The sequence below is a fragment of the Rhodococcus erythropolis R138 genome (assembly GCF_000696675.2).
GTDB classification, from domain to species: Bacteria; Actinomycetota; Actinomycetes; order Mycobacteriales; family Mycobacteriaceae; genus Rhodococcus_F; species Rhodococcus_F erythropolis.
In genome coordinates, this window is record NZ_CP007255.1 from 4508649 (window position 1) to 4532228 (window position 23580).

General features: G+C 61.9%; 25 protein-coding genes and 1 tRNA gene. 11 read left to right on the plus strand and 15 right to left on the minus strand.

The window, feature by feature from the left end:
- Positions 1 to 32: 32 nt before the first annotated feature.
- Together H351_RS20645 and H351_RS20650 are read left to right on the plus strand one after the other, a co-directional pair.
- Positions 33 to 950 carry an SPFH domain-containing protein gene (locus tag H351_RS20645; RefSeq protein WP_029255088.1) on the plus strand — a complete coding sequence of 306 codons (918 nt, stop codon included), beginning with the start codon at positions 33 to 35 and terminating at the stop codon, positions 948 to 950.
- Between the two features lie 12 nt (positions 951 to 962).
- A complete protein-coding gene (locus tag H351_RS20650; protein WP_003944723.1) occupies positions 963 to 1175 on the plus strand; it encodes a type II toxin-antitoxin system antitoxin in 213 nt (70 codons plus the stop codon).
- A 61-nt stretch (positions 1176 to 1236) separates the two neighbouring features.
- Here the strand turns inward: H351_RS20650 and nrdE are convergent, their stop codons facing one another.
- From nrdE to nrdH, 3 genes are all read right to left on the minus strand, one after another.
- A complete protein-coding gene (nrdE, locus tag H351_RS20655) occupies positions 1237 to 3420 on the minus strand; it encodes a class 1b ribonucleoside-diphosphate reductase subunit alpha (protein WP_029255087.1) in 2184 nt (727 codons plus the stop codon).
- Positions 3378 to 3857 (minus strand): class Ib ribonucleoside-diphosphate reductase assembly flavoprotein NrdI, encoded by a 480-nt coding sequence (gene nrdI / locus H351_RS31505; RefSeq protein ID WP_003944767.1) that lies wholly within the window; start codon positions 3855 to 3857, stop codon positions 3378 to 3380. The genes nrdE and nrdI overlap by 43 nt, the downstream gene beginning before the upstream one ends.
- Before the next feature lie 82 nt (positions 3858 to 3939).
- Positions 3940 to 4170 carry a glutaredoxin-like protein NrdH gene (gene nrdH, locus H351_RS20660; RefSeq protein ID WP_019747886.1) on the minus strand — a complete coding sequence of 77 codons (231 nt, stop codon included), beginning with the start codon at positions 4168 to 4170 and terminating at the stop codon, positions 3940 to 3942.
- 291 nt (positions 4171 to 4461) lie between these two features.
- Here nrdH and H351_RS20665 point away from each other — a divergent pair, with 291 nt between their 5' ends.
- Positions 4462 to 5289, plus strand: coding sequence for a siderophore-interacting protein (locus H351_RS20665; RefSeq protein WP_029255086.1), 828 nt, complete (start codon positions 4462 to 4464; stop codon positions 5287 to 5289).
- A 72-nt stretch (positions 5290 to 5361) separates the two neighbouring features.
- On the opposite strand, the gene H351_RS20670 is transcribed toward H351_RS20665, so the two are convergent.
- Complete coding sequence (locus H351_RS20670; RefSeq protein WP_019747884.1) at positions 5362 to 5928, minus strand: NAD(P)H-dependent oxidoreductase; 567 nt, start codon at positions 5926 to 5928, stop codon at positions 5362 to 5364.
- Between the two features lie 106 nt (positions 5929 to 6034).
- On the opposite strand from H351_RS20670, the gene H351_RS20675 reads away from it, so the two are divergent.
- Together H351_RS20675 and H351_RS20680 are read left to right on the plus strand one after the other, a co-directional pair.
- Positions 6035 to 6634 (plus strand): TetR/AcrR family transcriptional regulator, encoded by a 600-nt coding sequence (locus tag H351_RS20675; protein WP_019747883.1) that lies wholly within the window; start codon positions 6035 to 6037, stop codon positions 6632 to 6634.
- A 35-nt stretch (positions 6635 to 6669) separates the two neighbouring features.
- Positions 6670 to 7449 carry an META domain-containing protein gene (locus H351_RS20680; protein ID WP_029255085.1) on the plus strand — a complete coding sequence of 260 codons (780 nt, stop codon included), beginning with the start codon at positions 6670 to 6672 and terminating at the stop codon, positions 7447 to 7449.
- A 19-nt stretch (positions 7450 to 7468) separates the two neighbouring features.
- On the opposite strand, the gene H351_RS20685 is transcribed toward H351_RS20680, so the two are convergent.
- Positions 7469 to 8023 (minus strand): nucleosidase, encoded by a 555-nt coding sequence (locus tag H351_RS20685; protein WP_019747881.1) that lies wholly within the window; start codon positions 8021 to 8023, stop codon positions 7469 to 7471.
- A 68-nt stretch (positions 8024 to 8091) separates the two neighbouring features.
- Here H351_RS20685 and nadE point away from each other — a divergent pair, with 68 nt between their 5' ends.
- Positions 8092 to 8916 (plus strand): ammonia-dependent NAD(+) synthetase, encoded by an 825-nt coding sequence (gene nadE / locus H351_RS20690; protein WP_019747880.1) that lies wholly within the window; start codon positions 8092 to 8094, stop codon positions 8914 to 8916.
- A 13-nt stretch (positions 8917 to 8929) separates the two neighbouring features.
- Here the strand turns inward: nadE and H351_RS20695 are convergent, their stop codons facing one another.
- The 3 genes from H351_RS20695 to moaA all read right to left on the minus strand — a co-directional run bounded on the left by H351_RS20695 (position 8930) and on the right by moaA (position 11308).
- Positions 8930 to 9685: a hypothetical protein gene (locus H351_RS20695; RefSeq protein WP_020969281.1), complete on the minus strand. Its 756-nt coding sequence runs from the start codon at positions 9683 to 9685 to the stop codon at positions 8930 to 8932.
- Positions 9686 to 9999: 314 nt separating this feature from the next.
- The gene (locus H351_RS20700; protein ID WP_003944706.1) at positions 10000 to 10257 is read right to left on the minus strand and encodes a MoaD/ThiS family protein; all 258 of its coding nucleotides are present in this window, start codon (positions 10255 to 10257) and stop codon (positions 10000 to 10002) included.
- Positions 10250 to 11308 carry a GTP 3',8-cyclase MoaA gene (gene moaA / locus H351_RS20705; RefSeq protein WP_019747878.1) on the minus strand — a complete coding sequence of 353 codons (1059 nt, stop codon included), beginning with the start codon at positions 11306 to 11308 and terminating at the stop codon, positions 10250 to 10252. The genes H351_RS20700 and moaA overlap by 8 nt, the downstream gene beginning before the upstream one ends.
- Before the next feature lie 111 nt (positions 11309 to 11419).
- Here moaA and H351_RS20710 point away from each other — a divergent pair, with 111 nt between their 5' ends.
- The 4 genes from H351_RS20710 to H351_RS20725 all read left to right on the plus strand — a co-directional run bounded on the left by H351_RS20710 (position 11420) and on the right by H351_RS20725 (position 15711).
- Positions 11420 to 12622: a molybdopterin molybdotransferase MoeA gene (locus H351_RS20710; protein WP_029255084.1), complete on the plus strand. Its 1203-nt coding sequence runs from the start codon at positions 11420 to 11422 to the stop codon at positions 12620 to 12622.
- 28 nt (positions 12623 to 12650) lie between these two features.
- Entirely contained in the window at positions 12651 to 13637 is a 987-nt protein-coding gene (gene moaCB / locus H351_RS20715) for a bifunctional molybdenum cofactor biosynthesis protein MoaC/MoaB (protein ID WP_029255083.1), read from the plus strand.
- Positions 13630 to 14043: a molybdenum cofactor biosynthesis protein MoaE gene (locus tag H351_RS20720; RefSeq protein ID WP_007731311.1), complete on the plus strand. Its 414-nt coding sequence runs from the start codon at positions 13630 to 13632 to the stop codon at positions 14041 to 14043. Before moaCB ends, H351_RS20720 begins: the two co-directional genes overlap by 8 nt.
- Positions 14044 to 14271: 228 nt before the next feature.
- A complete protein-coding gene (locus H351_RS20725) occupies positions 14272 to 15711 on the plus strand; it encodes a DEAD/DEAH box helicase (RefSeq protein ID WP_029255082.1) in 1440 nt (479 codons plus the stop codon).
- A gap of 15 nt (positions 15712 to 15726) precedes the next feature.
- On the opposite strand, the gene bluB is transcribed toward H351_RS20725, so the two are convergent.
- The 3 genes from bluB to H351_RS20740 all read right to left on the minus strand — a co-directional run bounded on the left by bluB (position 15727) and on the right by H351_RS20740 (position 18089).
- Positions 15727 to 16356, minus strand: a complete 630-nt coding sequence (gene bluB / locus H351_RS20730; RefSeq protein ID WP_019747874.1) for a 5,6-dimethylbenzimidazole synthase — start codon at positions 16354 to 16356, stop codon at positions 15727 to 15729.
- Positions 16353 to 17405: a CobW family GTP-binding protein gene (locus H351_RS20735; RefSeq protein WP_029255081.1), complete on the minus strand. Its 1053-nt coding sequence runs from the start codon at positions 17403 to 17405 to the stop codon at positions 16353 to 16355. The genes bluB and H351_RS20735 overlap by 4 nt, the downstream gene beginning before the upstream one ends.
- A gap of 81 nt (positions 17406 to 17486) precedes the next feature.
- Complete coding sequence (locus tag H351_RS20740) at positions 17487 to 18089, minus strand: lipocalin family protein (RefSeq protein ID WP_021334361.1); 603 nt, start codon at positions 18087 to 18089, stop codon at positions 17487 to 17489.
- 178 nt (positions 18090 to 18267) lie between these two features.
- Here H351_RS20740 and H351_RS20745 point away from each other — a divergent pair, with 178 nt between their 5' ends.
- Positions 18268 to 20802, plus strand: coding sequence for an AMP-binding protein (locus tag H351_RS20745; protein ID WP_029255080.1), 2535 nt, complete (start codon positions 18268 to 18270; stop codon positions 20800 to 20802).
- Between the two features lie 11 nt (positions 20803 to 20813).
- Here H351_RS20745 and H351_RS20750 read toward each other — a convergent pair whose 3' ends face one another.
- The 4 genes from H351_RS20750 to H351_RS20765 form a co-directional block, all read right to left on the minus strand.
- Positions 20814 to 21815 (minus strand): NAD(P)/FAD-dependent oxidoreductase, encoded by a 1002-nt coding sequence (locus H351_RS20750; RefSeq protein ID WP_244891379.1) that lies wholly within the window; start codon positions 21813 to 21815, stop codon positions 20814 to 20816.
- A 254-nt stretch (positions 21816 to 22069) separates the two neighbouring features.
- A tRNA-Ala gene (locus tag H351_RS20755) sits at positions 22070 to 22142 on the minus strand.
- 145 nt (positions 22143 to 22287) lie between these two features.
- Positions 22288 to 23031: a DsbA family protein gene (locus tag H351_RS20760; RefSeq protein WP_007731305.1), complete on the minus strand. Its 744-nt coding sequence runs from the start codon at positions 23029 to 23031 to the stop codon at positions 22288 to 22290.
- Between the two features lie 42 nt (positions 23032 to 23073).
- Positions 23074 to 23562, minus strand: coding sequence for a MauE/DoxX family redox-associated membrane protein (locus tag H351_RS20765; RefSeq protein ID WP_019747868.1), 489 nt, complete (start codon positions 23560 to 23562; stop codon positions 23074 to 23076).
- Between the last annotated feature and the right edge of the window lie 18 nt (positions 23563 to 23580).

Here is a 23580-nt window from a genome sequence, read left to right on the forward strand (position 1 = left end):
AATATCACTTACCGATGGAAAGCGAGTCCCGCATGACCAGCACACCCACCGTGGCCGAGAAACCGACCGGAGTCGCCACCACAACGATCGCCGAACGCCCAGGCTGGGACCTGTCCGGCAGCTGGATGCTCCTCGGCGGCGTACTTCTCTTCCTGGCCGGAATCGCGCTGTCCGTCGTTGGCGGAGTTCTGGGACTCTTCACCCTGATTCCGGTCGGTGTGGTGCTGTTCATCGCGTCACTCCCCCTGCTGATGGGCCTGACCTTGGTGCAACCGAATCAAGCCCGAGTCCTTCAACTCCTGGGAAGCTCGTACAGCGGCACCCTGCGCACGCCGGGACTGCGATGGACAAATCCGCTGACTGTCCGTCGATCGATCTCGACGCGTATCCGAAACCACGAGACCGGTCAGGCGAAAGTGAACGACGCCGACGGAAATCCCATCGAGATCTCGGCGGTGGTCGTCTGGCAAGTTGCCGACACAGCGCTCGCGTCGTTCCAGGTGGACGACTACGAGGAGTTCGTCTCGGTGCAGACCGAGGCGGCCGTCCGCCATATCGCCGGCAGCTACCCGTACGACGCCGAAGGCCGAGTCTCGTTGCGCGAGAACGCCGATATCATCACCACCACCTTGTCGGAGGAGGTTCACGCCCGCGTGCGTGCGGCGGGTGTCGAAGTTATCGAGACACGCATCAACAGGCTCTCGTATGCACCCGAGATCGCCAGCGCAATGCTTCGGCGCCAGCAAGCGGGTGCAGTGATCGCCGCCCGCAAGCAAATCGTCGAAGGTGCGGTGTCCATGGTCGACATGGCACTCAAGCAGCTCGAGGAAAAGCACGTCGTCGAACTCGACGAGGAACGCAAGGCCACGATGATCAGTAACCTTCTGGTCGTGCTGTGCGGCGACCGCGACGCACAACCGGTGCTGAACACCGGTTCGCTCTACCAGTAAAGGAAAGGCCACATGGCCACGGATCCAGCTCCGAGATCGGAGCGTAAGAAGATCCTGCTTCGGTTGGACCCAGCGGTGCACGACGCGCTTGCCCGCTGGGCCGCCGACGATCTCCGAAGTACCAACGCCCAGATCGAGTTTCTCCTTCGGCGCGCACTCACCGAGCACGGTCGAATGCCGAAGAATGCCGGCAAGATGCACGGTCCAGGCCGTCCGCCGGCCTGATACCCCTGTGCGCCTTTTCGGTAGTAACCACTACCGAAAAGGCGCACGGGGGCGGAGCCCTTTACAGCATGCAGGAAACGCAGCCCTCGACCTCGGTGCCTTCGAGTGCCATCTGACGCAGACGGATGTAGTACAGCGTCTTGATGCCCTTACGCCACGCGTAGATCTGCGCCTTGTTGATGTCGCGGGTGGTGGCGGTGTCCTTGAAGAACAGCGTCAGCGACAGGCCCTGGTCGACGTGTTGCGTTGCGGCAGCATAGGTGTCGACGATCTTCTCGTACCCGATTTCGTAGGCATCCTGGTAGTACTCCAGGTTGTCGTTGGTCAGGTAGGGCGCCGGGTAGTAGACGCGACCGATCTTGCCTTCCTTGCGGATCTCGATCTTCGACGCCACCGGGTGGATGGAGCTGGTGGAGTAGTTGATATACGAGATCGAGCCGGTCGGCGGGACGGCCTGAAGGTTCTGGTTGTAGATACCGTGCTTCTGAACCGAAGCCTTCAGCTCACGCCAGTCGTCCTGGGTGGGGATGTGCAGCTTCGCATCGGCGAAGAGTCCGCGAACCTTGTCGGTTGCAGGCTCCCAGACCTGGTCGGTGTACTTGTCGAAGAATTCACCCGAGGCGTACTTCGACTCCGGGAAACCCTTGAAGTACGAGCCGCGCTCGATGGCGATCTTGTTCGACGCACGCAGTGCGTGGAACAGCACGGTGTAGAAGTAGATGTTCGTGAAGTCGATGCCTTCTTCGCTGCCGTAGAAGATCCGCTCACGAGCGAGGTATCCGTGCAGGTTCATCTGACCGAGGCCGATGGCGTGAGAGTCGTTGTTGCCCTGCTCGATCGACGGCACCGAGTAGATGTGCGTCTGGTCGGACACTGCCGTCAATCCGCGGATCGACACTTCGATGGTCTTCGCGAAGTCGGGCGAGTCCATGGTCTTCGCGATGTTCAGCGAACCCAGGTTGCAGGAGATGTCCTTGCCGACCTTCGAGTAGGACAGGTCGTCGTTGAACAGTGAAGGCGTCGAAACCTGCAGGATCTCCGAGCACAGGTTCGAGTGCGTGATCTTGCCTTCGATCGGGTTTGCCCGGTTCACCGTGTCCTCGAACATGATGTAGGGGTAGCCCGATTCGAACTGCAATTCGGCGACGGTCTGGAAGAACTCGCGAGCCTTGATCTTGGACTTGCGAATTCGCTTGTCGTCGACCATCTCGTAGTACTTCTCGGAGACGTTGATGTCGGAGAACGGAACTCCGTAGATGCGCTCGACGTCGTACGGCGAGAACAGGTACATGTCCTCGTTCTTCTTCGCCAGTTCGAAAGTGATGTCCGGGATCACGACGCCGAGAGAGAGCGTCTTGATGCGGATCTTCTCGTCGGCGTTCTCACGCTTGGTGTCGAGGAAGCGGTAGATGTCGGGGTGGTGCGCATGGAGGTACACGGCGCCGGCGCCCTGACGCGCACCCAACTGGTTGGCGTAGGAGAACGAGTCCTCGAGAAGCTTCATGATCGGGATGACACCCGAACTCTGGTTCTCGATCTTCTTGATCGGGGCGCCGTGCTCACGAACATTGGTGAGCAGCAAGGCAACACCGCCACCGCGCTTGGACAGCTGCAGTGCCGAGTTGATGGAGCGACCGATGGACTCCATGTTGTCTTCGATACGAAGCAGGAAGCAGGACACGGGCTCACCGCGCTGCTTCTTGCCCGAGTTCAGGAACGTCGGGGTGGCGGGCTGGAAGCGTCCGGCGATGATCTCGTCGACGAGTTCGACGGCCAAGTCTTCGTTGCCTGCGGCCAGGGTGAGCGCAACCATGCAGACACGATCTTCGAAACGCTCGAGGTAGCGCTTACCGTCGAAGGTCTTGAGCGTGTAGGAGGTGTAGTACTTGAATGCACCCAGGAACGTCGGGAAGCGGAACTTCTTGGCGTACGCGTGATCGATCAGGAACTTCACGAAAGTACGTGAGTACTGATCGAGAACCTCGGGCTCGTAATAGTTTTCCTCGACGAGGTAGTCCAGCTTCTCGTCGAGGTTGTGGAAGAACACGGTGTTCTGGTTGACGTGCTGCAAGAAGTACTGACGGGCTGCAGCGACATCCATCTCGAACTGGATCTCACCGTTGGCGCCGTACAGGTTGAGCATGGCATTGAGTGCGTGGTAGTCGAGACCGTTGGTGGAATCGCCGCCGCGTGCATCACGCTCTACGCTTCCTGCCGCGATCGTGTCAGTGATGGTTGGCGCCACTGCCCGTGCTCCTTCTCTGTTTCGAGATGATTCCAGAACTCCCCCAAGCCTTCTCGTACTCGGTCGACATCCTCGGCAGTGCCCATGAGTTCGAACCGGTACAGAAAAGGAACGTGGCATTTCTGGGAAATGATGTTTCCTGCATAGCAAAAGGACTCACCGAAATTGGTGTTTCCCGCCGCGATCACTGCTCTGATCAACGACCTGTTGTGTGGATTGTTCAAAAAACGAATGACCGGCTTCGGCACATAACTGGTGTCGCGCCCTGTCACGGTGACCCCGCCACCATAGGTGGGCAGAATCAGCACATAGGGCTCGTCTACACGAAATGAGCCGTCACGGTCATGGATAGGTATACGTGTCGCAGGCAGGCCGAGACGTTGGACGAATCGGTGGGTGTTCTCCGACACGCTGGAAAAATAGACCAGCGAAGTCATCGGTTGTCACCATTTTCTTGTACGGTGCCCGGAACTACTCAGATGTGTCGGCGGAGGTGTCCACCGCCGACACTGCGGCGCTTCAAGCAGCGACGGTCAGGGTCTTGATGCGATCGGGACGGAAACCCGACCAGTGATCTTCACCGGCAACCACGATGGGCGCCTGGAGGTACCCGAGAGCCATGACGTAGTCGCGGGCTTCGGCATCCTCGGTGATGTCGATGATGTTGTATTCGAGACCGGCCTTGTCGAGGGCGCGGTAGGTGGCATTGCACTGAACGCAAGCGGGCTTGGTGTAGACGGTGATGCTCATGAGAGTCCCTCTTTCGCTTAGCCAACAAAGGCCGATGTAGTGATGTTCAGCACCGATTCGACCGATTGCCGGAGTCTCGCTCGAGGCGTTCCGCGTTGTGGTCTCTCAGTGCTCAAGACACTACACCTAGTGGCCGACAGAAACACATAACGCGAGATGTTGTGAGTCACATCGTTGAAATTCCCAGGTAGCCCCAGTTCAGCGCACACATCTTCCGGCGCGTCGGCGTGTCGCCCGTCACATTTCGGCCGCAGGCCCGACAGCATCTGAAAACCACTACTCGGACCTACCATGAGCGTCGTGGAAACACCCCCGAAGGACGAAGCTCCGCGCCACAAGGCAACCGTGACGAGAACGCAGCAGGTGACACCTAAGATGCGCAGAATCACCTTCGGCGGTGCGGGCCTGAGCGACTTCGAGACGAGCGGGAGCCCCGACGAACGGGTGCTCGTCAGATTCCCCCTCGATCCCCCTCACGCCCGTAGTTACACGGTCCGCCGCTGGCAGCCCACGAAGAACGAACTGGAGATCGACTTCGTTCTCCACGGCCACGGCGGAGCTGCGCTCTGGGCCGAGAATGCGCAACCGGGCGAGACCGTAGATCTCTCGACTGCGAGCGGGTGGTTCAAGCCGCCGGCAGAGTGCGACTGGCTGCTACTCGTCGCCGATCATGCCGCACTGCCAGCGATCGGGCGGATCTTGGAAGAAGCACCCGACGGTCTACCGATCCACGTCATTGCACAGGTGCCCGCGCCGAGCGAACAGCAGACGTTCACGACTCGCGCCGACGCTCACTACCGATGGATCGACGAAGCAGACTCACTGCTCGCCGAATTGGCTGCCATTCCCCTGCCTCGCGGCGAGGGCTACATCTGGTGCGCAGTCGAGGCCGCGACCGCCAGACGCATCCGCGCCCATCTGCGTCGAACATCGGAAATCCCGGCACCCCGCATGCACGTGATGGGTTACTGGCGGGAGGACAAGGAGAACTGGGAGCGTCGGTACGCCGTCGTCGCCGACCGTATCGACGCCGCGATGGGCGAAGCGATGATGGCCGGCAAGGATTTCGAGTCGGTTCGCGACGCCGTCGACGACGCGATGGAACGCGAAGGGCTCTAGCGCACATATGGGCGCGACTCGCATACGAGTGAGGGCCATACCTTCCGGCATGGCCCTCACTCGTGAAACGGATTACGCGTTGACGAGCTGCTTGCTGGCGTCGACGAGGTCGGAGACGACCTTGGAGACCTGCGCGAGCACCTCTGCGTTCTCACGCGGGTGCAGCTCACCGAACAGTGCGCCGGTTCCACCGATGCTCAGTGCGGTGTCCTCGACGACCTTGCCGCCGGCGATGCGGACTGCCTTGGTGGTGTCTTCGTGTGCCCACTTGGCGCCGTTGCCGCTGGGCGAAGCGCTGATGACTGCGACAGCCTTGTCCTTGACTGCACCGACACCGTACGGACGCGAGATCCAGTCGATGGCGTTCTTCAGAACTGCGGGGATGGTGCCGTTGTATTCGGGGGTGACGAGCAGGAACGCGTCAGCGTCGCTCGCAGCGGCGCGCAGTGCGTCCACAGCGGGAATGGAAGCACCCTCGACGTCGATGTCTTCGTTGTAGAAGGGGACGTCGGCGAGGCCTTCGAAGACCGTCAGCGTTGCACCCTCGGGTGCGGCGGACACAGCCGTCTCGGCAAGCTGGCGATTGACGGATCCGGCGCGCAGGCTGCCGACGAGAACGAGAACATTGGTCTGTGACATAACGAGATTCCTTCGAGAGTGGTGCGGTTGGTGGCTCCGGTTGAAAGTTATATCAACTAAACGGACCGCGGTCCACTTACATTCCCCGGCCCTGTAACCTGATCCCGTGAGCGCAATCCCCCTCCCCCAGATCGGCGCCGTACCCGTCGAGCGCGGTGACGCAGCACGTAACCGCGTACTTCTGCTCGACGCCGCAGCCCTCCTCGTCGCCGAGCGAGGTGTCGACGCGGTCACGATGGATGCCGTCGCGTGCCGGGCCGGTGTGGGCAAGGGCACAGTTTTTCGGCGCTTCGGCAATCGATCGGGACTGATGCAGGCACTGCTCGATCACACCGAGCGAGAACTGCAGCAGGCATTCATGTTCGGCCCCCCACCGTTGGGTCCTGGCGCGCCGCCGATCGAGCGCCTCATCGCGTTCGGACGAGCCCGGATCGCCATGGTGGAAGTACAGGGCGAAGTCCTCCGAGCGGCGGAAAACGCTCCTGAATACCGCTTCGGCGGTCCGGCACGAGCACTCGGCATCGCTCACGTCATCGGACTTCTTCGAGGAGCCGGCGTCGAGGGCGACCTCGATCTGCTCGCTTCAGCACTGTTGGCACCGCTCGAAGCGTCGCTTGTCCTTCATCAGGTGCGCGATCTCGGGATGACCACCGAGCGCCTGGCCGCCGGCTGGGAAGACCTTGCCCGGCGCGTTACTCGATGTTGACTCCCCAGATCCGTCCCACCACTTAATGTGAGCCCATGCGCATCGCAGCTGCCGTCATCGGCCTCCTGACAATCGCCGCGGTAAGCGGTTGCTCCGCTTCGTCCGACTCCCCCGAGGACAAGACGGACCCCTCCGGCCGCGTCTTCATCTCGACCTCCGTCGACGGAACACAAATTCCCGGCGGTGGCCCGCTGACTCTCGATTTCAGCCAAGCGGGTCGAGTGTCCGCGAGCGCCGGATGCAACACGGCAAACGGCTCGGTCGAGTTCACCGAAGGCAAGCTGACCACCGGCACCATGGCGTCGACCATGATGGGCTGCCCTCCCGGCATCGCCGAATCCGACACCTGGACAACAACATTGCTGACCTCCGCGCCGACGTGGACCCTCGACGGCGACACCCTCACCCTGACATCGGACGACGCCACAGTGACTCTGCAGGACAAGAAGATCGTCACGCCGGATCGACCTCTGCAGGGCACGACGTGGACCGTCACGTCGCTCATCAGTCCCGATGCGATCAGTACGAGCCTGGCTCTGGAGACGTCAGCTCCCGAACTCACGATTGCCGCAGACGGTTCGGTCAGCGGAACCACCGGATGCAATCGCATGACCGGAAGCGCCCAGGTATCCGACACCACAGTCACGTTCACGCCGATGGCAACCACGCGAATGGCCTGCCCCGAGGAGAACATGGACATCGAGCGTCAGATGCTGGCGGTACTCGACGGTGAAGTGAGCTACACCGTCGACGCCGACACGCTGACCCTGCGCAAGCCCGACAACACCGGATTGATACTGACTGCGCAGGCTTGACCAGACGCTGCAGGCTCGATCAGACGTTGTCGAGCAGCCAGCGCCCCAATTCGCGGGCGCTGGCATCGATCATCGCGGGCCAGTCCAAGGCCGAGTCGTCCGCGTGATCGCTGACATGTTTGACGAGGCGGCAGGTAGCACCCGCAGCCTGCGCGGCGAATGCGATGGCAAACCCCTCCATGTCGACCAGATCGGCTCGCTGAGCGAGAGCGTCCCGGGTCGCAGTGTCGGCGATAAATGCGTCGCCGGTCGCCAACACCGAGTCGTCACCGCCGGCGAGTACTAATCGGTCCGCGACGTCGTGCCCCAGCGCTCGGATCGCGGTGCTGCTGATGTCGTGATTGATGACAACCCCGGGAACATAGAGGCCACCGTGGTGCGCGTGCAGCGCACCGGCGGTCCCGATGTTGACGACCAGCGGCAGATTCTCCCGCTCGTACCGCGCGAGAGCAGAGGCGACTGCTGTTGCAGCACTGACCTTTCCAATCCCCGTGATCAGCAGTTCGTATCCTTGCGGCACGTATGCCGCTTCCGACTTCGTCGCACTGACCACCAGAACGTTGTTCGCACTCATGTGCGCGACCGTACCGCCCCGGATACGGTGGCACTGCACGCGCCTGCTCACATCGCTAGAGTCCATTCATGGCCACACTGCGTGAAAGCATCATCGAAGAACTCGGCACAAAGCCGACAATCGACGCCGCAGCGGAGGTTCGCGCGCGAGTCCAGTTCCTGAAGGACTACGTGCGCTCGACCCCCGCCAAAGGGTTCGTTCTGGGAATCAGCGGCGGTCAGGACAGCACGCTCGCCGGAGCCCTCGCCCAACGCGCGGTCGCTGAACTTCGTGAAGAAGGCCACGAGGCCGAGTTCGTCGCCGTTCGACTCCCCTATGGCGCGCAGGCCGACGAATCCGATGCTCAGATCGCACTCGGCTTCATCAAGCCGGACCGCTCTCTCACGGTCAACGTCAAGCCTGGCGCCGACGCCACAGCCCGTGAGGCCTCCGAGGCGTTGGGGAACGGCGAATTACGCGACTTCGTCCGTGGCAACATCAAGGCGCGCGAACGAATGGTCATTCAGTATGCGATTGCCGGTCAGCTCGGCTACTTGGTAATCGGTACCGACCACGCCGCAGAAGCGATTACCGGCTTCTTCACGAAATTCGGTGACGGCGGCGTCGACATCACGCCGCTCACCGGCCTGAGCAAACGTCAGGGCGCTGCGCTACTGCAGGAATTGGGCGCACCCGAGAGCACGTGGCGCAAGGTGCCGACCGCCGACCTCGAGGACGACCGACCCGCACTGCCCGACGAAGTTGCCCTCGGCGTCACGTACTCACAGATAGACGACTACCTCGAAGGAAAGGACGTTTCCTCCGAGGTAGCCGAAAAGCTCGAGAAGATGTTCGCCAACACTCGTCACAAGCGCACGGTGCCGGTCACACCCCTGGATGACTGGTGGAAGTAACTCTTACCAGCGACTAGCTACCGAACAGGCTGCCGAAGACGTCGCCCAGCGAACCCGTTCCCGAAGCCGGATCCTTCTTCGCGAAGTTGGTGGTGCATCCGTTGAACTGCACCGCATCGACCAGCGTCGAGGTGGCAGCGGAGCCGGTCCCGACACTGACGCCGTAGTGGTCGACTACCGCTTTCGGGTTCGCGGCGACGATGTCAGCCAAAGGCACTGACACGCGGTCCTTGGCGCCGTCGATGTTCTGAGTGCTCCACCACACGCCCTTCTGGAGATCCGCGTGAACGCCGCCGTCAGCCGTCGGCGTCGCGTCGGGTCCCGGGACCCACACCAGGGTGGTGAATCCGTTCTCGAACTTTCCGCCGGTGGTTCCGGTGAGGCGGAGCTGGAACGCCGCAGTCGGCGTGGCGGCGCGCTCGGCGAAACCGATCGCCTTGCTGACTGCGTCGGACAGCTTGATACCGCCGGCCGAATGGTAGGAAACCGAACGATCGCCGGTACCGTCGACGGCCAGCTTCAGTGAACCGTCCTTGTCGAGAACGTTGTCGGCCGAGTACGACGCGGTCTGATCCTTCTCGTCGGTGAACGGGATGCCCCACCCGTTCGGCGTCGCTTCGGTGGACAGGGTCGAGCACGAGGCTTCCGGCGCAGAAGAGCCGAGAGAACCGGTGGACGGAAGCGCAGTAGCAATTGCCGGAGCGGTGAGTGCAGCTGCCCCGAGGAGCGCTACGACGACTCCGACACGGCGCGTGGAATTAATCGACATTGAAATACCTTTCACATATCCCGAGTGGAATTGCGCCAAAATTAACACATGTCGACAATTACCAACAGCGAAGGTATTTCTTTTGTCATCCAAACAGATGACAATTCACCTGGGCAATTAGAAGTGCATTTACTCCCCCAAAAGTAGGAGAAACTAAACAAAACGACCAATGCTGGACAATTGACCAACAATGGAGAAAACGGAGATACATGCCACTTGAGCTGGAGTGATCAAGATATAAATATTTGGACCGGGAAACCAAAAAAGGACAATACGACGGCAGCCCACAAATAGCTACGCCGGCAATTCTCGGACTAGCCTCCAGCGAAAGGCGGAAGAATATCGACGGCGCTACCGGAGGCTCGAGAGACGTCGCGGGTCAACTCGTCACCGACGAGGAAAGCCGAGACCGACAGCACTCGCTCCATCTCCGGTCCGTATCGCCCGACCAAGACCGCCACCAACTCGGCAAGTGTGTTGTCGGGCGAAATGGCGACTACCTCGCTACGGCAACCGGATACATCCGCTGCAGCAGCAAAGTAACGAACCGAGATCGAATGCGGATCAGCCACCAATCGCTCCCATACTTCTTTCCGGCGGAACGAAGTCCGCGGCGTCGATGCCGTGCCCTGCCCACTTGTTCCACATCGCACCGCGCCACAAATCCGCAAGTTCGTCGTCACTTGCTCCGGCCCTGAGCGCGGCACGCAGATCAACTTCACGGTCACTGAACAAACATGACCGAATTGTCCCCTCTGCAGTCATTCGCGTCCGATCGCAATCACTGCAGAACGAGCGCGTCACCGAAGCGATGATCCCCACCGTCATTTCAGTCCCGTTGACACGCCATTCTTCAGCAGGAGCCGACGGGTCTTCGCGACCGATTGCGGCCAATTCGAAACGCTCACTCAATACCGACAGCAATTCAGCCGCAGTCACCATGTTCTCGCGCGCCCAAGCATGGTCTGCATCGAGAGGCATTTGTTCGATGAACCGCAATTCGACTCCGGCGTCGAGGCACCACTGTAAAAGGTCCGCCGCGCCGTGGAGCGTTTCGCGCATGAGAACGGCATTTACCTTGAGCGGCGCAAGGCCAGCCACCGCGGCCGCTCGGATTCCCGCGAGAACCGAAGGCAACCTGTCTCGACGCGTCAATTCCGCGAAGTGCGCGCGATCAACCGAATCCAGGGAAACATTCACGCGGGTCAAACCAGCTGCAGCCAGCTTTGCGGCACGATGTTCGAGCCCAACGGCGTTGGTGGTCATGGCAAGTGGAATTCCTGGCACACGCGCGGCGCATCCCGCGATGATCTTTTCGAGGTCACTACGCATCAGCGGCTCGCCGCCGGTGAATCTCACCTCGCGAATACCGACTCGTTCGACACCGATTCCGACTACTCGAACGATCTCGTCGGCACTCAGAAGGTCTTCCGCAGCGATGGCCGGCAAGCCTTCCTCCGGCATGCAATACGTGCAACGAAGTGAACACTTCTCGGTGATCGAGACTCGCAGATCTCTGGCAACACGCCCGAACCTGTCGACCAGGAGATCCGTCTCGGGACGACCGGCGAGGGAGGCAGCGTCAAACCGCACGGTGGGAATTCCCATCGAGACCACTGTCATCACTTCACCAACTTCCGTATTGCTCCAGTATGACCGAAAGCCGTACTCCGTGTGTCGGACGGACCACACCGCCTAGGATCAAAACATGTCGAGGTTGTCGAGGTTACTGTCATGAGCGCGCGTTCGGTCGAGGAACACGCTGCGCACATCTCCGGATTGCTCACCGGCCTGCACACCCTCTCTCCGTCGGCGGTTCCGACGGCAGAAGCGTTGGGGCGCATAACTTGCTCGGATATCGCATCGCCGGTGGACCTGCCCCTCTTCCGCAACTCACAGATGGACGGATATGCGGTCGATGCTGCTTCTGTGGCCTCGGTTCCGACCACACTGACGGTTCGAGGCGTGATCGCCGCTGGAAGCGGAAAACCACCGAAACACCTTCCAGGATCGGCATTTCGCATCATGACCGGTGCGCCGCTCCCCGAGGGTGCCGACGCCGTCGTTCCCGTCGAGGACACCACGGGCGTCACCGAACACGTGGTCACCATCGAACGGGGCAGGTCTGTAGGCGAATTCGTTCGCGAACGTGGCAGCGACATCACTGCCGGAATGCTACTGGTCACGGCCGGAACACACTTGGAACCTCGCCATATCGCCGCGCTGAGCGCTGTGGGCCTGGCCTCGCTCGACACGTACACGAAGCCACGGGTCGCGATAATTACGACGGGCGCCGAACTGAAAAGTGCCGGAACAACTCTCGAACCCGGCGAGATCTACGATTCCAACGGACCAGCTTTGGCAACATTGGCCGAAGCCAACGGCGCCGATGTCGTATCCGTCGCCCGAAGCAGCGACGACCCCGCCGAGTTCCGCGAATTACTCTCGTACGCAACCTCGGTCGCCGATCTGGTTTTCACCTCCGGTGGGGTGTCCATGGGCGATTTCGAGGTGGTGAAGGAAACTCTCACCCCTCTGGGTGCACACTTCGGCCACGTCGCAATGCAACCTGGTGGCCCGCAAGGCACTGCAGTGGTGAACGAAGTGCCGGTCCTGAGTTTCCCGGGCAACCCGGTCAGCACGATGGTCTCGTTCGAGGTCTTCGCCCGCGGCGAACTGCGCCGGGCCGCGGGTCTGCCCGAGATCCCGCGCGAACGGCTGCCACTTACTGCACCGCTGCGTTCGGTGGATGGCAAGCGCCAGTTCCTGCGCGCGCGCAGAACTGCGGACGGTATCGAACTCGTGGCCGGACCCGGCTCGCACCTCGTTGCAGCCATGGCGTGGGCCGACGCCCTGATCGACATCCCCGCCGCCGTGACCGAACTCGGCGCGGGCGATCTCGTCGACGTCCTCCCGCTCTCGACTTCCTCGATTTGATTCACTCGATCTGATTCAAAGGACACTCATGACCGAATTGACACACGTCGACAGCGAAGGCCGAGCGCGCATGGTCGACGTCAGCGCCAAGGCCGAGACGACGCGCATCGCCGTCGCTGCCGGTGAACTCGTCACGACCGCCGAGGTAGTTCGCCTCGTCCGCGCCGACGGCATGCCCAAGGCCGATGTCCTCACCACCGCGCGCATTGCCGGAATCGCCGGTGCAAAAAAGACGTCAGAGCTGATCCCGTTGTGTCATCAGCTCGCGCTTTCGTCGGTCAAGGTGGAATTCGGGTTCACCGAAACCTCGATCACCGTCGAAGCGACGGCAAAGACTCGCGGACAGACCGGCGTCGAGATGGAAGCACTCACCGCCGTCGCGGTAGCCGGCCTGACCTTGCACGACATGGTCAAAGCGGTCGATCCCGGAGCCACTATGAACGGTGTTCGCCTGCTCACCAAAGACGGTGGTAAACACGGACATTGGACCCGCGGCACTCAGAACTCACAGACATCTCCGGCGCACGCCTTCGCCTCGCCACGGTCCGCAACCGTCCTCGTCGCTTCCACCGGCGGTGCCAACGGAACCAGACCCGACACCACCGGACCGACGATCGCAGCCTGGCTACGCGAGCGGGACTTCGAGGTGCGTGGACCGCTTGTGTACGCCGACGCAGACATCGCGGCAGGCATCGCTGACGCCAAGGAGGGCTCCCCGTCGCTTGTCATCAGCACCGGCGGCACCGGTGCTTCCCCCACGGATGCAACGCCGGAAGCTACCCGGGCAGTCTTGACCCGTGAGTTGCCCGGGGTCGCAGAAGCGATCCGAACCAAGGGCCTCGAGAAGACCCCGCACGCGTCACTGAGCCGTGGTGTGGCAGGTCTCACAGGTACGACGGTCATCGTCAATCTTCCGGGTTCTCCCGGTGGAGTGAAGGACGGTCTCGCCGTCCTCGAACCCATCATCGATCACCTGCTCGCGCAGGTCGCAGGCGGAGGAGCACACGATGAGTGAGCTACTGGCTCGGATCTCCGAGCAACCGATTCACGCAGACACCGTCGACGCCGCCGTTGCCGGTCCGAAGAACGGCGCTGTTGTGGTGTTCACGGGAACGGTGCGCAATCACGATGGAGGTCAAGCAGTTTCAGCGTTGGAGTACCAAGCGCATCCGGATGCCGAACGCTTCCTCCAGACGTGCTGCCAAGAGGTTGCAGCCTCGACCGGCCTGCCGGTTGCTGCGATCCATCGCGTCGGTCACCTCGAGATCGGTGATCTCGCACTGGTCGCCGCCGTCGCCGCCCCGCATCGAGCGGAGGCGTTCGCCGCGTGCGCCGAACTGGTGGAGCGCATCAAGCACGAGGTACCGATCTGGAAGCGGCAACACTTCGCGAACGGCGTCTCCGAATGGGTCGGGTTGTAGGTCGAACGCTCCGAGAAGGTAGAGTTGCGATCACTAGGTGCCTGAAATCGGGCATCCAGCGTCGTAGAACGCAAATTTTCTTGCTGAGTGCTCAATGCACCCGCTCTTCTTACGGCGAAGAAGCCTGCCGACCGGCAGCGCCGCCACCACTGTGCTTGATTGTTCGACCGGTTAATTCCCGTGTCGGCATCCGGGCACGAACACGTGCCCGAAAGGCTCTGAACACACTTGTCTGACATCTCTACGCCCGCTACCACCTTCGCAGCCCTCGGTGTGCGCGCACCGCTGGTGAAAGCTCTCGAAGACGGCGGAATCACTTCTCCGTTCCCGATCCAGATCGACACCCTCCCCGACACTCTTTCGGGGCGCGACGTACTGGGCCGCGGAAAGACCGGAAGCGGCAAGACCCTCGCGTTCTCCATCCCCATGGTCTCCCGCCTCGCCGGCGAACTGTCCGGAGGCAAGCGTCGTCCGGGTCGACCGCTCGGCCTGGTGCTCGCACCGACGCGTGAGCTCGCCACCCAGATCACCGCAACCCTCGAACCGTTGGCCGCCGCATACGACTTGCGCGTGACCACCATCTTCGGTGGCGTCTCGCAGCACCGCCAGGTTCAGGCTCTCAAGGCCGGAGTCGACATCGTCGTCGCCTGCCCCGGTCGCCTCGAAGACCTCATGAAGCAGAAATTCGTCAGCCTCGACGCCGTCGAGATCACCGTGCTCGACGAGGCCGACCACATGGCCGACCTCGGCTTCCTGCCCGTCGTCACCCGCATCCTCTCGTCCACCCCGCAGGACGGGCAGCGCCTTCTGTTCTCGGCAACGCTGGACAACGGCGTCGACAAGCTCGTCAAGCGTTTCCTCAAGAACGAGGTCATGCATTCGGTCGACGAGGCCAACTCCCCCGTCGCCGCGATGACTCACCACGTGTTCGACGTCGACGGCGTCGAAGCCAAGAAGGCTCTGGTCGAGAAGCTCGCTTCCGGTACCGGTCGTCGCATCCTGTTCATGCGCACCAAGCACCAGGCACGCAAGTTGGCTCGCCAGCTCACCGAGTCGGGCATCCCGTCAGTGGACCTGCACGGCAACCTCTCTCAGGCTGCTCGCGACCGTAACCTGGCGGCATTCTCCGCCGGTGAAGCGCGCGTCCTCGTCGCCACCGACGTCGCAGCGCGCGGCGTCCACGTCGACGACGTCGAGTTGGTCGTCCACGTCGATCCGCCGGCCGAGCACAAGGCGTACCTGCACCGCAGTGGTCGCACCGCTCGAGCAGGCAGCGCCGGCGACGTGGTCACCGTGGTTCTGCCCGAGCAGCGTAAGGATCTCGCGATCCTCATGCGTAAGGCGGCCATCAAGGTGACCCCGGTTCGTTCGACTGCCAGCTCCGAGCACGTCGTCAAGTTGGTCGGCGACATCGCACCGCACGTGACGCCGGCTCCGAAGGCTCCGGCCCAGCCGAACGGTGGACGCGGACAGCGTCCCGCCGGCCAGGGTGGACGCGGCGGCGCAGCACGTTCGGGTCAGGCGCGCTCCGGACAAGGCGGTCAGTCACGCGGTGCTCGCACCGGCGGAGTTGCCCGTCAGGAACATGCAGGCGGCGGCGCTCGCCGTCCCCGCACCGGCGGCGGCGCTCGCACCGCAGGCTCCACCGGGGGCCGTCCCGCGCGCTAGGCCACCCGGTACAACTCAATAGGTTTCGTAGTGGACAGCGTCGGCCAATGGCCGGCGCTGTCGCCATCCGAAGCGCTCGAGATCCGGAACCTGTTGAAACTCAGTCACCTTCCCGACGCACAGCCACGCAATGGGGCGTACGGGCGACGGAATGCCCATGAGTTCGGTGAGGTACTTCTCGTCGTAGAACGAAACCCAGCCGATGCCGATCTCCTCGGCCACTGCGGCGAGCCACAAATTCTGAATGGCGAGTACCGCCGAGAACAGTCCGGTGTCGTCGACGGTATGACGGCCGAGGATGTTCGGGCCACCGCGTGACGGGTCGTAAGTGACGACGATGCCGGTACCGCTCTCGGCGATTCCCTCGATCTTGATGGGGTCGAACGTCGATCGGCGATCCTCGGGCAAAGACTGCGCGAACTTCAGCCGGGCATCGGCGACGTGTGCCGCGAAGGTATTGAGCGTCTCCGGATTACGAACGACGACAAAATCCCACGGTTGCGTGTTTCCCACGCTCGGCGCGCGATGGGCGGCGTCGAGAATGCGCATCAGAGTTTCGTCGGGGATGACCTCTCCCGAGAACTCGGCGCGAACGTCTCGCCGTCGCCGAATCGCTTCGTACACGGATACATCTGATTCACTCACGCCCCGACGGTATAGCGGTGCAATCCCAGCATGGCGTCGGGGTGCGGTTCGACCGTTTCCTCGCGCACGCAGGCGCGGAGTGCGCTGCCGACCACTCCCGAATCCATCCCGGTACCGATCACAACCAGTTGCGTGGTTCGAGGTTCGCCCGACTTCCACCGCAGCGGCGTGATCCGAACATGATCACCCACCGATTGGATCTCGAATTTTCCTGTGTAACCCGGAATCTCGAAGTTCACGAATCCTTTGATGCGGTACACCCCCGGCGGTTGATTCTCGAGGAAATGCGTCAGAGCCCTGGCATCGAGTGGCATCTCCGACGTGAAATCAACCGATTCGTAGCGGTGGTGCAGGTGATCGTGGTGACACGAGCCGTCCTCGTGATCGTCGTCGTGCCCCTCGCGCAGGAGCTCGTCGAGGCTCAGTTGATCGCCCGGAGCGGGAGGGGTCACCTCACCGGAATCGAACAGCAGAGCAGGGTCTATCCGTGAATGCGCCGTCTCCACTATCGGCGCTCGCGGATTCAACTCGCGAATTCCGGCCGTGAATCTCTCACGCTCGGAGACCGGAACGCTGTCGATCTTGTTGACTACCACCAGGTCTGCCAGGCGGACATGTTGATCGAGCTCGGGATGTTCGCGGCGAACGGTGGAGAAATTGGCTCCGTCGACCAGGACCACCAGGCCGCCGTAGACGACAGACGGGTTCTCACTTCCGAGGACGAGTCGAATCATGTTCCGCGGCTCAGCAAGCCCGCTCGCCTCGATGACGATGACGTCGATCCCGGATTGCCGGTGCGCCAACTTGTTCAGCATCTCGTCCATGTCCGAGACGTCGACAGCGCAGCACAAACAGCCGTTACTGAGAGAGACCATCGAATCGACCTGACCGGCGACCATCATCGAGTCGATGTTGACGGAGCCGAAGTCGTTGACGATCACGCCGATGCGTACACCGTCGTTGTTGCGCAGAAGATGGTTGAGCAGCGTCGTCTTTCCCGAACCGAGAAAGCCTGCGACGACTATTACGGGAATCTGCTTCTTCGCCACCACACAACCTTCCGAAACCACACGTACCGATCAGTGATCGTAGTGGAGTGTGGCTCCGGAAGGTTCACGCTGACAGCAGACTCACACCGTGCAGAGCGGACGGATGTCCGACGTGCCCTCGGTGGTCGGTGACGTCAAGATCGTGCACGCGTTGTATCCACGGGATTCGGCGACCCGACGGATCTCACTCCAGCCGGCCGCGTCGACAATCGGGGACCGTGAGAGCACGAACCCGGAAAGCCTGAGTGGATCGCCCACCAGTGCCCACGAATAATCGTCGGCGATATACGTGACGATGTAGTTGGGCGGACCGTCCAAACTCTCCTGCGAGGGCACCCCGGGGAAGCTCACATGCAACTGGGCACCCGTTGCTGGATCGGTAACTCGGGCATTCCCGACGATCTCGTTGGCTTGGCCGGTCCACGTCGTACACGTGTTCTTCACGCTCACGTTCGACGAATCGACGATCCCGTAACTCGCCCGGGTGTCCTTCGCGCACGCGAGGTTGAAGGGCTGAGGAATCGCCGCCACCTGGTTCCATTCCCCTACGTAGCGCGCGGCGTCCAGGTTCGCCACCGGCTGCAGAGGTTCCCAGAGTGGGCTCGCCTGCGCGGTTCCCGAAAACAGCGTCGCTGCGGCGCACACTCCCGCAATCGCAATCGCACTTCGCCCCGACCACTTCATGTCATTGCTCCTCGTCTGTACAACGCTCGATCGGCATTGGTTCCTCAAGGTATTCGGAGCTGACGGACTGGAGGATGGGGACGTATGTAAAACTACTTTCGGTTTGTTATGGACCTACTTCACAAACCTTATGTAGTCTTTGCTCAAAGATAGCTGAAAGTCGGACGGAGCTACTGTGATGAAGGTTGTCGACTTAGGTCTCGAGCGCACTCGCTATGCAGTCATCGACGAGACGATCGAGTCGAGGTGGCGCCGAGTCACCTCGATGCAGCACGACAGCGTTGCCGTCGTGACTCCACGCGACCGGATCACTTTCGCCGAACTCGAACTCCGGACCGATGCATTGGTCCGCGAACTTCGCCTGCGTGGGTCACACGGGGCTCGCCCGGTTGCGGTCGATCTCGAACCAACCGCCGAGTCGGTGCCCGCCATCCTCGCTACTCTGATTTCCGGTCGGCCCTTGGTCATGATCGACCCACAACTCCCCGAGGCCCGGCGAGCGCACATCATGAGCGCCTCGGGCGCCGTCGCGCTGCAGTCGATCCTCGACGAATCGGCCGCAACCGGCTTCCGTTTCGACAACGCGCTGGAACCATCGAGTTCCGACCCTGCCATGATCGCGTTCACATCAGGGACCAGTGGAGCGCCCAAGGGAGTCGTGTTGAGCCACTCCATGTGCCTGAACAAAGCCGACGAACTTGCCGCAGCAATCGACCTGCGCCCCGATGATCACATCGGAAACCTGTTGCCCGTCAGTTTCGGAGCCGGAATCACGGCCCTGATCATGGGACTGATGAACGGCGTCACGGTCTTCTGCTGGGATCCACGCGTAGACGGAGTTTCGGGAATCGACGACTGGCTGATCGAGAATTCGATCACGACCGCGCACTGCGCGCCGTCATTCCTGCGGGCATGGTCAAGCCTCGAATCCGATGAAGCACCGGATAATTCGCTCGGATCGCTGCGGGTCGTCGTGACGTACGGGGAAGCAGTGCACGGCGAGGACTACGCGCGCCATCGCAGTCACGGCTTCGCTCGCGTCACGTACGTCAACTGGCTGGCCACCACCGAGACCGGTGTCGTCGCGTACAACGCGTTCCCACCACATTCCGAACTACCCGTCGGAGTGGTTCCGGCCGGACGTGCTCGCGACGGCAAGGATGTACAGATCGTCGATGTGAACGGCGTGCCTCTCCCCGACGGAGAGATCGGCGAGATACAGGTTGTCTCGAGCGATCTTGCCGATGGATACCACGGTGACCCGGATCGCACTGCGGCACGATTCACGCGCCTCGGCGACGGAGTGAGCATCTACCGGACCGGTGACCGGGGCCGTATCGACGAACGCGGCGAACTACAACTGCGGGGACGCGTCGACGACGCCGTCAAGATTCGGGGCTATTTGGTAGAGCCGATGGAAGTCGAGGCGCATATTCGTCGAATTCCCGGCGTCTCCGATGTTTTCGTGGCTGTCGTCCTCGAGAACGATCGACCGGAGATTGTCGCCTACGTGGTCCTGACCAAAGCCGTGATGGCACGGTCGGGCGCCGAGATGCGGCGCGAATTGGCGACATATCTGCCGGCCTGGATGCTCCCCCGACATTTTGTTCTGATGCCAGCGTTGCCGCGCAACGAAAGAGGAAAGGTCGATCGAACAGCGCTGCCCTCCGTCGAGGTGCGGTCCACTCCACCGACTCTCGCCGGGCCCGCCGAATTGTGGTTGTCCTCGATCTGGGAGTCGATTCTCGGTATCGACTCCATCGACCGTGATGACGACTTCTTCGAACTCGGTGGCGATTCGCTTGCTTCAACCGAAGTGGTGGCAAAGATTCACGACATGTTCCGGATCCGGATCACGGCGGCGGAGTTCGCGGCCGCCAGCACCGTCAAAGACCTTGCAGCGCTGGTGGATCGGTGCAGAATCGATCCCGATGATCGTGTCTGTCACAACACGATGGTTCCGCTGAAGCTCGAAGGGTCCGGGCGACCGCTGTTCATCATGAACGGAGCGGGGTGCCCATCGACGACGCTGTCCACCTTGTCGAAAGCGCTTCACACCGATCGGCCGGTTTACGCACTTCAGCCACATGGCTTCGAATCTCGCGGACTACCCGACCGGTCAGTGAAAGCAAGCGCCCGCCGTTTCATATTCGAAATCAAGAAGATTCAGCCCACCGGGCCATACCTCCTCGCCGGTTACTCGTACGGCGGCTACGTGGCGCTGGAGATGGCGTCACAGCTGTCCGAGTCCGGTGACACTGTCGAGCACGTCACCGTTCTCGACACCAGAATCTCCACCGAGACTGCCGCACGACTGGCCGGTCGAGCGGGCATCAGCCTGGATCCGTCGATCGTCGATCTCGCACCACAACCATCCACCAATACTCGATGGAAGCCGACCAGGCGCACCGTCGCGGCGATGTGGATCCGCACGCTCTTCGCCGGCATTCTGCAGTACCCACCGGCCACCCAGTGGACGGTGTTCCTCTACATCGGCGGCCAGGCGCTCCGGAAGCATCGGATGCGAACGTGCGCCGCGCCTGTCACGGTGATCCGTGGAGCCACCAACAACCGTGGACGTGAGATCTGGTCACTCATCGCCACAGGCTCCCTCGATTTCGACGACGTCGACGCGTGTCACGAAGACGTCGTCCGTCAACCGTACGTCCGCAAGACTGCGGCGATCATCGATCGAGTCTGCGATCGAGCGTGACCAACTGCGGCTCACGTCCAGCTGTAGAAGGGAGAGCGGCGTGGAGTGACAGCCCATTCGGTCGTCGACGAACAGACCCTTTCCTTGACGAATGCACCCGCCCTGCCCGCAATGACCACTCCCGTTGACTCGTCGACACGAGTGGTCCGCTGGAACACACCTCGCCGCCTCCCGAGACTGATGCACCGGCCTGCGAACTTCGGAGTCACCGGGCGCGGCGCGGAACCTTCGAGTCGATGCAGGATCGTTTCGGCCGCATGGACTCCCAAGGGGATCGCGGCCTGACAACTCATCCTCAGTGAAAGATCACCGACTGCGACGCCATCGCCCGCACCAAAGATGTTGGGGTGGGACGAGCATTCCAGTCGATCGTCGACCTTCAGACGACCGAGATCGTCGACCGGGAGGCCACTTCGGCGCGCCAGCTCGGGGACACCGAATTCTGTCGCGAGAATCGTGCAATCGGCCTCAACCCGTACACCTCCCGCTAGCTCGCAGGACGAACCGTCGATCCGAGTCACCCGGGATTCGGTGACAATATCGACCCCGAGGTCGGTCAATGTTCTGAGAATTGCCGATCGAGCACGCTCTGACAGGTCCGGGGCCACGATTCCTCCGGTCACCAAAGTGATTCGGCTGCTTCGATGCTCAGCCAATTCTGCGGCAGTCTCGATTCCGGTGAGACCGCCGCCGACAACGCAGACCGCAGCCTTCTCGTCGAGAGTCGCCAGCCTGGACGAGAGGCGGACCGCGTCCTCGAATTCGGCGACGCCGAACCCGTGCTCGTCCGCCCCGGCGATCGTGCTGGGTAACTGCCTACTTCCGACTGCGTAGACCAAGTAGTCGTAGTCGAGCACGCTGCCGTCGTCGAGGGTGAGCCTGCCGAGCGCCGCCTCGATCGTCGTCACCTCTCCGAAGACTCGGTGTGCCGCACGCGGTAGCGCCCTGTCGAACGAGACCGTCGCGTCGTAGCCAGCCCTGATGGAGCCGCTTCGCTGCCATGACGCCCGCATATCCTGCCCCGATTATGACCACGTGTGCACTCATGATTCTCCGTTCCGCCAACGGTCCCCATGCTGAGAATGCACGGGATGATCAGGCCTCATCGCGGACGTTATTGAACATTGACGCCCTGGCGTTATGGCGGTCGACACATCTAGGCAGAACTGTGCTGCATGCAATAGAGACTCGAAAAACGCAGGGTCGACAACACTGGCTCGAAAACAACAAATGCTCTGCACCGATTGGTGCAGAGCATTTGTTCGGGTGGAGCTAAGGGGACTCGAACCCCTGACCCCCACACTGCCAGTGTGGTGCGCTACCAGCTGCGCCATAGCCCCGTATTCAATTCACTCTAACAGTCGAACTCGCAGCGGCTTTTCTGCTTTCCGCTTGCTGGAAGAAAGTTACACCACTTGACTCCTGGGCAACAAATCGCCTGGTCAGAGCGAAGCGGCCGCTCCTCGTCCGAGCGGCCGCTTCAGCTCAGGAGGAGAGCTTGGAAACCCAGTCGCTGCTGCCCGTGTCAACGATCTTGCCGTTCGCCACTACCGTGGGCGTCCCGTTCGACCCGACATCCTTGAGCGCCTGGCTGGCGGCTGCGGCATTAGCCGCGGCGGCTTCGACGTTGGTGCCGGAAGAGATGCAGGTTGCCACGTCCTCGGATGCGCCCGCATCACGAGCGATCTGGGCGAGGTCGTCGTTGGTGTGATCGCTGCTGCCGCCCTCGGCAGGCTGCGTGTCGGTCGCGAAAAGCTTGTTGTGGAATGCGGAGTACGCGATCGCGTCACCACCCTGAGCGACGCAGAGCAGAGCGGCGCCGGCCCGTGTGGAGTAGTCACCGCTGCCCGACGCCCGGTTGAGGAAGTTCAGCATGTGGTACCGCACGGCGACGTCACCGTTGTCGACGGCGGCCGCGAGAGCCTGGCCACTGAGGTGCTCGAGGGCAGCGCAGGCCGGGCACAGCGGATCCTCGAAGAGATCAATGGTCGTCGCGGCGGAGGGCTTGCCGAGCAGCACCACTCCGTTGTCCTGCACCGTGACGGCAACTTCGGAACTCTGCACGGAGCCGTAGCCGTCGTTCTGGGGCTTGTTCTTGCTGTTCGTCCACAAGACACCGCCGATGACGAGGGCCGCGATCACGAGCACCGCGAGGCCACCGATGATGTAAGTGGAGCGGCTCGAGACCGGTTCCGGCGAGTATTTGTTCTTGCTGCTCTTGGTGCTCACGCTGATGCAGTCCTTCGTGCGTCGAAACGATTTACCGATTGCTTACCTTGCCACTGAAGACTGAGTATCCACTGAGAACGCCGCGCGTGATCCGGGCCCCAATGCGAGCGGCGAACGCGGGAACACGAGCAGCCAGACGGCAAGTGCCAAGAAGCCCAGGTCCCGGAGAATCTCCTTCAGATAGTCCCAAGCGCCGACGTCGGCTGCACCTCCGCCGCCGAAACATCCGCAGTCGATGGACAATCCCCTGGCCCACACCGAAATGATCACCGCAATGAGAACCGTGAGGATGACCACCGAGACCGCAGCGGATACTCGCACCGCCAACCCGACGAGGATCAGCAGGCCCAGCACTATTTCGACCAGGGGAAGAGCCGTCGCCACCGGACCTACCAGCGACTCGGGCAACAGTTGATAGGCGCGCACCGCGATCTTCGTCTGCACGGGATCAAAGAACTTGAGTCCCCCGGAAATCAGCCAAACGGCCGCCAAACCCAATCGGGCCACAAGACTCACGATGCGAATTGCCACCCGATCGAGAGTACAGAA